Below are 10,902 nucleotides of genomic sequence, written 5' to 3' on the forward strand. Positions count from 1 at the left end.
GCCTAACTAATTAGTTAGGCTTTCCAATTTATCCCACCATTGTTTATAAGCGATTCCCATCTCTTTCTGATAATCATGGTAGTCATATGTCCCTTGCTCTCCTGGCATGGTATGACCAATCATTAACTCTGCAATATCACGCGATGTAAAACGACTAAAATGAGTACGAGCTGTACGTCTTAAATCATGCATAGACCAATGTTTCATCTCAACACCATAATGTCTTCTTGCATATTGCATGACATTATACGGTAGCTTACCTGGACCATTTTGCCCATACATCTCTTTAGTCCCATTATTCACGAACATATAGATGGAACTATTCAGCTCCATAGCCTGCTGAATAAAAGGCTCAATTTCAGGCAATATCGGTCTAAGAAGAGGTCGCTTCGTATACTTACCTGTCTTATGGTTTTCAGGTGGTACAGTCCAAATTTTGCGTTCAAAATCGAAATCCGATTTTTTTGCCATCCTCAACTCACTATATCTATTAGCATAGAAGAGACAGATTTTAATAAACAGCGCATTTTTCAACGCCATTCTAGACTCATCGCAAATTTTCCAAATTAGTGCCACTTCGTCGTCTTCAAGAATTCGATCCACTTTATTCTTTTTAATGTTGAGATCACGTTTTCCAGTTATATGACGTATCGGGTTATTCTCAATCAGCCTACGATTTACGCCCCAATCTAAGCACTGTTTTGTATTTGTTAGCAGTCGATCAGTAATTGATGCAGATTTTTCAAAATGGTCTTCTAGTAACTCTAACCACATATGTAGTGTAATTTGATCTGCTGGCAGATATCCATATTTAGGAAACACATACAACTCAAAAGACCGCAATTGTTGTTGTGCATTTTTCTTATTCGGCATGCAGTATTTTTCATGCCATTCTAAATAGAGCTCCTTAAAAGTTAGTGCGTTCGTCACTTTATGAACTTCTAACTTTTTATATACTCTTGGATCATGTCCTGCCTCTAGGACGCCTTTCATTTTTTGCAACTCTTGCCTAGCTTGTAATAAAGTCAAATTGGGGTAAGAACCCAAGTCTAGGCGAGCTTGCTTACCCTCGTATCTGAAGCGCATTTGAAAAGTGATCTTACCTTTAGGTGACACACGTACACTCAAGCCATCCCTATCAGGTTCGACATGTTGCTCAACCCTAACCTTACCTAAATTCTTTTTAAGCCATGTGTCCGTAAGTGGCATTTCACACCTGTGTACAAATTTTTAAATCAAAAAAAATAACATTAAATATGTACACACTCATGTACACAAAACTTCTGAATAAACTTAATGCAACTTGAAATACCATGCAATGGGTACAAGAATGAAATTTAAATAAAATATTGTAAATTAATAAAATATTAATTTTAATTTGAATGCTTTTGAAATGGGTTGGAATGAGATGAATTATAGTGTGTTATTTGGGTGGGAAATAATCGCGAACGTCCGTCGCTGTGCGACCTGCGCCGCTAATTCGTCTTTAAAACTCATGAAAGATACCTACTGCAGAATGGCAGTGCAAAAAGATCAGAACTGATCAATATAAAAAATTGGCCATATTGTAGCAGATCATAAAACTTTTGAAATGAACTAAACTTGTTCAGCCCGCATCAATCTTAAGTAAATAATGCCTTGTCCATTTTTTCCAGACGTTTCACATCCATCGGCATTCCCAGCAGAAAGCCCTGCAACTGCTGACACCCCAAACGGGTCAGTATGTCTGCCTGCATCGGTGTTTCGACCCCTTCAGCAGTGACCACCAGACCCAATTTGATCGCCAATTGAATAATGCTTTCTAAAATCATTTCATCTTTTGAACCGACGGCCAGGTCGCGTATGAATTCGCGATCTATTTTCAATTCATCTACGGGCAAATTCTTCAAATATAAAAAGCTGGAATGTCCGGTTCCAAAGTCATCAATGGCCAGTCTAATACCCATCTGACGGAGCCGCTCAAAACTTCGAATGGTCGAATCAACATGATGCATGGCGGTCGATTCTGTAATTTCGATAGCCAAATGATTCGGATTAATCTGATATTGATTAAATAAATTTTCCAGCGTGGAAAACAAATGCTTATGCTCAAATTGCACGGCAGATAAATTCACCGCAAGAGGAAAATAATTTGACTCATTTCGTTCCCAAATTTGAATTTGCTTACAGGCTTGCTCTAATGCCCAATAGCCCATTTGAATAATCAGTCCGGTTTTTTCAGCCCCGCTAATAAACATGTTCGGCGTCAACATTCCCAAACTTGGATGATTCCAGCGAATCAGGGCTTCTACCCCACAAATGGCATAATTTTGAGTAGTAAATTTGGGCTGATAAAACAGAACAAATTGTTGTTCCTCAACTGCCTTATACAGATCATTAATCAGTTTGGTCTGACTTTTGGTTTCCTGTTGATCGACACTGTAACTAAAAACGGAATATGTGTTTCTGCCTTGATATTTTGACATTAACATGGCTGCATCGGCATTAATCAGCAGATCCTGCAAATTATTGCCATGATCTGGATACATGGCTATACCAATACTGCAGGAAATATTAATCTCTTTCCCTGCGATTAAGAAACTGCCCTGAATCTGCCCCAATAGCTGTTCTGCTTTTGCAATTGCCTGATCGATAGTGGCCTGTTCCAGCACCATCAAAAACTCATCTCCCCCAATACGGAGCAGTTTTTCATTTTGCTTCAGGTGATGCTGAATACGGGTAGCCAGTTGCACCAGCAATTGATCACCCACATGATGTCCAAAGACATCATTCACCGCTTTAAACCGGTCTAGATCTATATAAATAAAAGCAATTTTATTATCGCTATAACGATGATCGGTAAATAAAAAATGTGAATATTCTGCCAGGAATAAACGGTTGGGTAATTTGGTTAAATTGTCCTGTACGGCCTGATTGGCAAGCTCTCGATTAGCTTTAGAAAGCTGTTTATTTCGGATTTCCAGTTTTTGTTCCATTACCGCAACACATAATGCAGCAAGAAAAATTAAGCTGGTAACTAAAATAACACATAATAAAATTAGTCCTTGCCCGGTTTGATAATGTGTAACCGGCTGATCTGCCGCAATAGCATAAAAAACAATTGCCCCCATCCCGACATAGTGCATCCCAACAATGGTCAGCGCCATCATCAATACCAGGGAAATCTTGATCATCAGCTTTTTTTGTACTGCATTTTTATATTTAAAGGTGAGCCAGAACGTTAAACCTGCCCCCGCTATTGCAATTAAAACGGAAAAAATGGTCAGCAGAGGATCGTAATAAAGGCGATGCTGATTTACGACCAGTCCCATCAGGCCGGTATAGTGCATTCCGGCAATTCCCATCCCCATCAGTACCGCACCTAAAACAAGCCGGCCAAAAGGTAAGGTTTCTCTGGTAGTCAACCAAATGGCAAAAGTTGATGCCATAAATGCAATCACATACGAAACAAAAGTAAGTCCATAATCAAAAGAGTAATCTGCCGGTAAATGACAAGCGAGCATGCCGGCAAAGTGCATACACCAAATTGCGGCCCCGAGCATCAGACCGCTAATGATGAGCAGCATTTTTTCATATTTCTGACCCAAGCCACGAAATAATAATTGTTCAAGGGAAATTGTAAAATAACAGGCCAAAATAGCCACAACTATCGAAGCAATTACCAGGCTAAAATCATAATGTATATGAACCATATTTAGTTCCGTATAAGTTATCTTTCTTGTTTTAATCCACGTGATTCATACTCTTTATACAATTAAAAAATTTTTATCTTTTAAAGAGTAATTATAAAAACAATCAATTAAAACAAGAATCTAATACTCTTCTATTTTGGTCAAGTGATAATTACTCTATTCTTTTTTATTTCTAATTTATTCATTTTACAAAAGAAACCTAGTTCAATATTTTTACCATTATTCCTACACTGTTCATATTTTTTTTAAAATTGTTCTAAAAGCAATTTTTTTCTTTTCGTGCATACATAAATAAAAAACCAGTCAGATCAACTGACTGGTTTTTGAATATTTAAAATAAAAATACCGAATTACAACTTCTACTGACTAGCAGCTTTAGAGGATTGTAATTTTGCATAATCCAATAAAATATTGGCAGATTCGGTAACAAAGGTTTCTTCTTCCGCCAAAGCCGGTCGTTGGTTTGCCTTCATTTTTGCACGAGATTCAATCAAGGCATCAACTGAAGCCTGATAGCTTTCCCAATTGGCATAAGGCTTTTGCCCGGTTAAGCTACGACGTTGATTTTCCGCCTCTAGCGTTTTCTGCTCAAGTGCATTCAACTCGGCTTTGCGTTGATCAATATCCAGCACTACACGCTTTTGCTCATCGGTTTTTTTCGCAATGGCTTTACGTTGCTCCAGATATTTAAATTGGGGATCAACACTTACCCGCTGCTGTGACATTTGCGCCAGATTTTGCACATAAGGTTGTAGTACCGAACCTTCACGCTTAAATGGTGCCGTTGGAATGGTATCCCATTTCAAGGCATTCTTGGCTTTACGCTCGCCAAACTCTTCGTTATAGATATCCACCAGTTTGATGTCTGGGACTACGCCTTTATTCTGGGTACTTCCCCCAGTCACCCGGTAAAACTTACGCTGGGTCAGGGTAGCCTGACCATAGGCCAAGGTATCCAGTTGCACCTGAGCTGTACCTTTACCAGTAGTGGTACTACCAATCACGATTCCGCGCTCATAATCCTGAATCGCCGCAGAATAAATCTCACTGGCCGATGCTGATGCCAGATTAATCATGACTGCCAGTGGACCTGCATAAGTTTGTGCACCACCGTCATCGTCTTCAAATACGCTGACATTGCCATTACCGTCTCGAATTTGCACCACTGGACCGGACTTGATGACCTGTCCCAACATGCGGGCAACTTCTTCAAGTGAGCCACCGGGGTTATTACGCAAATCGATAATAATCCCTTCTACATTCTTGGCTGCCAGGCTTTTTAAAGCATTGTTGGTATCTTCAGAAACTGAACGATAATCCGTACCGGCACGGCGCGCACGATAATTCAAATAAAACGACGGAATTTCAATCACACCAAAGATATGATTTTTACCATCACGTTTGATCTCTACGGTACGTGAACGGACACCGGCATCTTCTTCCTGAATCACATCACGAACCAGACTGACTGTACGTGCCTGCCCCATGGATGCACCCGCTCCCAATAAGCGCAGGCTGACCTTGGTTCCGCGCTTGCCACGAATCAGACCGACTACTTCATTACTGGCCCACCCGACGACGTCCACCATTTTATCGCCGTCTTGCGCTACGCCAATAATGCGATCGCCGGGCTTGATCTGACCTGACTTGCTGGCCGGCCCACCTTCAACAATGGTTTCAATCTTGGTGTAATCTTCATTACCGCGTTCAGGACGAATCGAAACCCCGATCCCTTCTAATTGCAAGGTCGTCTGACGGTTCAATTCCATCGCATCTACTGGCGGGAAATAGTTACTATGCGGATCATAAGTCAGCATCATCGCATTCAAAGTCTTGTCCAGGACATCATCACTTTTCACACGGCTGGCGCGTTCAAGCTGGCGAGTATAACGCTTGGTCAGAGTTTGAACTGGCGTTAAATCTTCAGGGCTTGCCAGATCCTGACCATTAGCCAGTGTCGGATCATCCTTTAAGGCTTTTTGCTTCGCCAGCTCTTCTTCTTTACTGATGGTCAAGTTAATCAGTTGAGATACCAGCATTTTTTGCCAATGCTTACGCTGCTCTTCAGCAGTCGCAAAATAAGGTGCTTTTTCCCGGTCAGTTTCAATATAAACATTTTTTTGTTTCAGATTTTGCGGCTTTTTCAATTCCGCCAACATAAACTCATAAAACTGTTTTAAGCGTTCACGATACTGTGCATGAATTAAATACGGACCCGATAAATCTCCAGCTTTTAAAGCCGCCCCAAAATTTGCACCATACTTTTTCTTATATTGTTCTACTTCAGGTGCCAAAAATAATGAGTGATCTGCGTCCAGACTATCCAGATAAAAATCCAGAATACGATTAGACGTTGCTGCATCAAGACGCTGATTTAAATAATGCTGACGATCCACCAAAGTCGCCAATTGGCGCGAAACCAATGCCTGTTCTTGGGTAGGTTGAATCGATTGAGAAACTGCCTCTGTATTATTAGCTGCAATTGCCTCGTTCATTACATGAGAAAAGAAAAATCCTCCAGTCGCAATTGCAACTGCACAAGCTAATGTCTGAAGTTTCATAAATAATTCGTACTTCCTTGGTCTTTGACCAATATTACAACGTCATTTTTCAACATGAATCGAGTATATTCAAAATCTTAAACAACTTAATATGTATGTCGTGTAGTTTTATCATATTCTGTACTGTCAAAATGTAGCAAATCATTGCAGAATTCGGGTATTGTTTTTCTTTATAAAATTCCAACACGGACACCGATATGATTGGCGCATTGATGCTAGACATCGCTGGCACAGAACTTACTCAAGAAGATATTGAACTATTACGAGCACCGCAAGTAGGTGGCATGATTTTATTTTCACGAAATATAGAATCACCACAACAAGTTCGCGCTTTAACCGATCATATGCGTCGTATCAGACCGGATATTTTAATTGCCGTCGATCAGGAAGGTGGTCGTGTACAGCGTTTAAAACAGGGCTTTACCTTACTTCCTGCCATGGGACGTTTGGGTGAACTTTATCTGACCGAACCTGAAAAGGCCGTTGATTTAGCCGAGCAATGTGGCTGGTTGATGGCTACGGAAGTACTCGCAGTTGGTATTGATTTTAGTTTTGCACCGGTACTGGACTTGAACGATGTCAGCGATGTCATTGGCGACCGTGGGTTTGCCAAAAACATTGCTGATATTGTTCCGCTTGCCAGTGCGTTCATCAGGGGGATGAAGCGTGCAGGTATGGCCAATACTGGCAAACATTTCCCGGGTCACGGTTCTGTTCAGGCAGACTCGCATATCGCCGCACCAGTCGATTCACGTTCTTATGAGGAAATCTATCAAAAGGACATGCAGACTTTCATTCAGCTCATGCCGCAACTGGATGCCTTGATGCCTGCGCATGTGATTTATGACCAGGTCGATCCAAATCCTGCTGGTTTCTCCCCTTACTGGATTCAAAATATTTTGCGTCAGCAACTCAACTTTGATGGCGTGCTGTTCTCCGATGATTTAACCATGCAGGCAGCTTGTGTTGCCGGTGGTGCAGATGCACGCATTCAGGCTGCACTTAAAGCCGGTTGTGATATGGGACTGGTCTGTAATGACCGCTCAGCAGCATGTACAGCATTAGAAGGGATTGGTGATTTACCTTTACCTAACCAGGCACGTCTGGAGCATATGAGAGGGAAAATTCCAGAAATTACGGTTGGAGAATCTTTGGACTTGGGTTCGGAATGGCAAAAAGTTCGTGATAGTATCGAAAACTTTAAAAAATCATTGAATTAATACGACAAAAGGAACACGACAAGGTGTTCCTTTTTCTTTATGATAAACACAAATAAGCCAGGTTCATTCGGTAACAAACCCAACAGAAAACAGTAATACATTAAAAACTAAAAAAACAGATAAGGTCAGGATGACATGACACAACAACTTTCAGAACATCGACATATTTCATTTACGGCCCATTACACCGGATATATCTGGTACACCATGGGCATTTCTCATCCCGTTTTTGCTACTTCTAAAGGGAAAATGCTCGCCAAGCTGGTTCACCCTTTAGAAAGCTGGGCTGAAAAATTTGTTGGTGGCAGTATGCGTACTACATTGAAACAACGCCACCGCATGATTGATCAGCATCTGACTCGGCTGATTGAACAACACTCGGATTTACAAGTGCTTGAAATTGCCAGCGGACTTTCTCCGCGTGGCTGGAATTTCCGGCACAAGTTTCCCCATATTGATTATCGTGAACTTGATTTACCCGATATGGCAAAAGTTAAAACCCAAGCTCTAAGACAGATTGATGTCCATAGTCCGGAAGTTTTATCCGTAGATTTATTCACGGCTGATTTTGAACAGGCTTTTCACGTATTTGATCCGAATCGCCCCTTGGTGGTGATTAGTGAAGGCCTGATCAACTATTTTAATAAAGACATGTTGTTACAACTACTTCAAGCTATTTACCGTTACGGTCAAAATTTTAAAGAACTGCATTACCTGACCGATATCTATCCAGAACCAGTCAAAAATAAACTGGCCAATTTTATTTGGGCCAGCAGCAAATTACTGAAATGGATGTCCAAGAGTGCATTCAGTTTCCATTTTATTAATCCTCAGCAAGCGCAGGATTTTTTCCAGCAAGCTGGTTTCGAACAGGTCAGTATTGTACAACCGCAGCAGTATTTTCAAAATCCGACTGTGCCCTTCCCCTCTGATGAAGAACATTTGGGTGATCTGGTCTGGATGATTCATGCAAGCAAAAAAAACAGCGTTATATAACGCTGTTTTTTATTGCAACTTAACCACAAACTAACTGACTGATTCTAAAACCGTCATCACTTCTTTTTGTCGTTGCACATAACGCAGTAAACGTTCAGCCACCTCAAAACTGCCATGCTTGAATAAAGCACGAACGCGTGTTGCATGAACTTCGAAAATTAAGCACTCAATTTTAAATTGGCCTTCTTCATCTTCCAGATGCAGAGCCAAGTCACGTGGGTACTGTCCAGCTTTTTCTGCCAATCCAGAAGTAAACTCCAGTAAAACGCCAAAAAAGTTTAAATCCACAATACGGGTAGACAATTGCAAATCTGAATGACGATGCGTCAATACAGTCATTGGTTTTTGTACAGCAATACGTTCTTCGCCACGGCGCTCCAGAGTCAGCAGCTGTGCACGTGTCATCGGGATAATCCCTTCTACCTCATGAATAGATTTCCCTTGCAGGAATGTTGCAAACAGACCCATGGTTTCTTTACGGCGCTGTAATTGCGGTACATGGTCGGCATTGGCAATCATGGCAAATTCCATATCTGGACATTGCAAAGCAAAATTGGCATTTTCATGCGGCAAGGTAAAACTGTCGTATTGTCCACATGCCACTAGGACTTTACATTGCGGAATCGGTACATCGGTTAAACGCAATAACCGGCTACAGTTGATTTCATAGCGGTCTTGCTCGGTTGCAGTAAATTCCGCCATCTGTTTAAAGAACAAACGCTTTGCTGTTGGTGACATGCGGGTTTGATCGATTTTGGCGTGATTGACCAGATACAAAATCACTGCCTGACCAAACTCATCCATGCGCTGTTCATTCATTAAATGTAAAGACTCTTCCAGCAACATACGCCAGCTTTTACGGGTCTTTTGCATCACGCCCATCAAGATCATTCGATCAATCAATTCAGGACGTTGATGTGCTAAACCTGAAGCCACCACAGAGCCTAAAGACATCCCCATGACTGAAACTTTGGGAAGATTTTCTACATCTAGCCATTCACCGAGCATACGAGCTAAATCAGGTAATTCCAGTGTTCCTGCAGAAATGCCGGTATCGCGATTGGTAATTTGCTGATTGGCACCCATGGAAGGCAGATCAATTAAAATGATTGGCCCGGCACTCAGTAATTGTTCAACACAATACTTATAAGAATTAAAATTTTGAAATGCCCCACCCACAATGACAATTGGGGTGTTGTGAATGGTTTCTGGCTGAGCAATTGCCATATATTCAATTTTCCAGCCATCAATCCATGTGGTACGGGCTGGTTCTTTAAAACTGTTCCTATGGTAAAGATCAAAAAAACCAAAATTTGAGTTTGATTCTTCTACTTCCGAGTCCATTTGGATCATGGAATTCATATCCCTTCCTCCATTCTTGCCTTATTGTTATTTTGCAAGAAAATAAATATAGAATTTCTGCGCCATACTGCTTCCATTCTTCGCTGTAATTATCAGACGTCACTGTCTTTATTATTTCATAATATACAGAGGATGCTGACTCAAGCAACTGATTCTATGACCACTTATCTAAATTTACCTATAAAAGGATTTCAAAATATTAACAGCCGGAAAGTTTCAGGGACTTTTTTCTGAGCAGATGCTTCATTGTCGGGTTCCAGACTGTTACTATCGAAGGTGTAATTTCTAAGTGATCAAACCGCTATGCAAGATTCGATTGAACAATATATGCAAACGGTAGGACAACAGGCACGCCAAGCTTCTCGCGTGTTAGCAAGCGCTTCTACCCAAACAAAAAACAATGCCTTATCTGCAATTTACACTGCATTACAAGACAGTGAAGCTGCAATTCTGGCGGCCAACCAAATCGATATGACCAAAGGTCGTAACAATCATTTGGATAGTGCATTACTTGATCGTTTAGAACTTACCCCCAGCCGCTTTAAAGGCATGCTGCATGGCTTGAAAGATGTCATGAATCTGGTTGACCCGATTGGTGAAATCACGGATCTGGCTTACCGTCCTTCAGGCATTCAGCTCGGAAAAATGCGTGTGCCTTTGGGTGTTGTCGGCATGATTTATGAATCACGTCCAAACGTTACTCTGGAAGCTGCTTCACTGGCTTTGAAGTCAGGCAATGCCATTATTTTGCGTGGTGGTTCGGAAGCGCTAGAATCCAATAAAGCCATTGCCAACGCCATTCAACATGGCTTAAAAGCTTCAGGCTTACCTGAAACTTCGGTACAGGTGATTAATACTGCAGATCGTGCTGCAGTCGGCCACCTGATTACCATGTCTGAATATGTGGATGTCATTGTTCCACGTGGAGGCAAAGGACTGATTGAACGGGTTAGTAATGAAGCTCGTATTCCGGTAATTAAACATTTAGATGGTAATTGCCATGTCTTTGTTGAAGCACAGGCTGATTTGCAAAAAGCCCTGCCGATCGCACTGAATGCAAAAACCCATCGT

General features: G+C 41.3%; 7 protein-coding genes and 1 pseudogene. 3 read left to right on the plus strand and 5 right to left on the minus strand.

What is annotated here, in order from left to right; translation table 11 throughout:
* Positions 1-6: 6 nt before the first annotated feature.
* The 4 genes and pseudogenes from B2Y23_RS04335 to B2Y23_RS04345 form a co-directional block, all read right to left on the minus strand.
* Positions 7-1,209: a tyrosine-type recombinase/integrase gene (locus B2Y23_RS04335; protein ID WP_291369242.1), complete on the minus strand. Its 1,203-nt coding sequence runs from the start codon at positions 1,207-1,209 to the stop codon at positions 7-9.
* 216 nt (positions 1,210-1,425) lie between these two features.
* Positions 1,426-1,497, minus strand: a pseudogene (locus B2Y23_RS15450) (hypothetical protein); the annotation flags it as partial.
* Between the two features lie 125 nt (positions 1,498-1,622).
* Positions 1,623-3,692: a putative bifunctional diguanylate cyclase/phosphodiesterase gene (locus tag B2Y23_RS04340; protein ID WP_291369244.1), complete on the minus strand. Its 2,070-nt coding sequence runs from the start codon at positions 3,690-3,692 to the stop codon at positions 1,623-1,625.
* Positions 3,693-4,051: 359 nt separating this feature from the next.
* Positions 4,052-6,253, minus strand: a complete 2,202-nt coding sequence (locus B2Y23_RS04345) for a carboxy terminal-processing peptidase (RefSeq protein WP_291369247.1) — start codon at positions 6,251-6,253, stop codon at positions 4,052-4,054.
* A 197-nt stretch (positions 6,254-6,450) separates the two neighbouring features.
* Here B2Y23_RS04345 and nagZ point away from each other — a divergent pair, with 197 nt between their 5' ends.
* Together nagZ and B2Y23_RS04355 are read left to right on the plus strand one after the other, a co-directional pair.
* Complete coding sequence (nagZ, locus tag B2Y23_RS04350) at positions 6,451-7,473, plus strand: beta-N-acetylhexosaminidase (RefSeq protein WP_291369249.1); 1,023 nt, start codon at positions 6,451-6,453, stop codon at positions 7,471-7,473.
* 135 nt (positions 7,474-7,608) lie between these two features.
* Positions 7,609-8,469, plus strand: a complete 861-nt coding sequence (locus B2Y23_RS04355) for a class I SAM-dependent methyltransferase (protein WP_291353685.1) — start codon at positions 7,609-7,611, stop codon at positions 8,467-8,469.
* A gap of 30 nt (positions 8,470-8,499) precedes the next feature.
* On the opposite strand, the gene B2Y23_RS04360 is transcribed toward B2Y23_RS04355, so the two are convergent.
* The gene (locus tag B2Y23_RS04360) at positions 8,500-9,831 is read right to left on the minus strand and encodes an alpha/beta fold hydrolase (protein ID WP_291353683.1); all 1,332 of its coding nucleotides are present in this window, start codon (positions 9,829-9,831) and stop codon (positions 8,500-8,502) included.
* Positions 9,832-10,134: 303 nt separating this feature from the next.
* Between B2Y23_RS04360 and B2Y23_RS04365 the strand changes: the two genes are divergently transcribed.
* The coding region (locus B2Y23_RS04365; RefSeq protein ID WP_291369251.1) for a glutamate-5-semialdehyde dehydrogenase at positions 10,135-10,902 on the plus strand (768 nt) is incomplete at its 3' end.

The sequence above is a fragment of the Acinetobacter sp. UBA5934 genome (genome assembly GCF_002430855.1).
In the GTDB taxonomy this organism is placed as follows: Bacteria; Pseudomonadota; Gammaproteobacteria; order Pseudomonadales; family Moraxellaceae; genus Acinetobacter.